The organism is Phenylobacterium sp. (assembly GCF_036963605.1).
Lineage (GTDB): Bacteria > Pseudomonadota > Alphaproteobacteria > Caulobacterales > Caulobacteraceae > Phenylobacterium.
The window spans coordinates 1-506 of sequence record NZ_JBALUY010000162.1 but is presented as its reverse complement, the minus strand read 5'-3'; the positions used below and the strand labels follow the sequence as shown (position 1 = coordinate 506).

Below are 506 nucleotides of genomic sequence, written 5' to 3'. Positions count from 1 at the left end.
GCCCGCGTCATCGCAACCGCGGGCGGCCCTGAGAAATGCGCGCGTCTAGCGGCAATGGGTGTTTTTGCCATCGACTACCGCGATGCCGGCCAAGACGCACGCATCCTTTCCCTCACCGATGATCAAGGCGTCGATGTCGTCCTCGACATTCTCGGCGGAGAGGCCGTCAATCGCCACCTCGCGGTCATGGCGCCGGGCGGGCGTCATGTCGGCCTGTCGTTCATGACGGGAGCGATCGCGAGCATCGAGCTGGCCCTGGTGATGCGCAAGGGGCTGTGGTTGACGTCCTCGACGCTGCGACCGAAATCGGATGCCGAAAAGGCCGGAATTGCCCGCGACATCGTCCAGCACCTCTTGCCGTACCTCGGTGGCACGGGTGTGCGTCCCGTGGTCTCTTCCGTCTTGCCACTGAGCCAGGTCGCCGACGCGCATCGCCTGCTCGAGGGCGGTGCGAATTTTGGCAAGATCGTTTTGCAGATGCCGGAGGCAGCATGACCAATTTCTCC

1 protein-coding gene is annotated in these 506 nt (G+C 63.8%); it reads left to right on the top strand.

Features of this window, described 5'->3' with window-relative positions; translation table 11 throughout:
• The coding region (locus tag V7702_RS16860) for a zinc-binding dehydrogenase (protein WP_335651225.1) at positions 1 to 495 on the top strand (495 nt) is incomplete at its 5' end.
• Between the last annotated feature and the right edge of the window lie 11 nt (positions 496 to 506).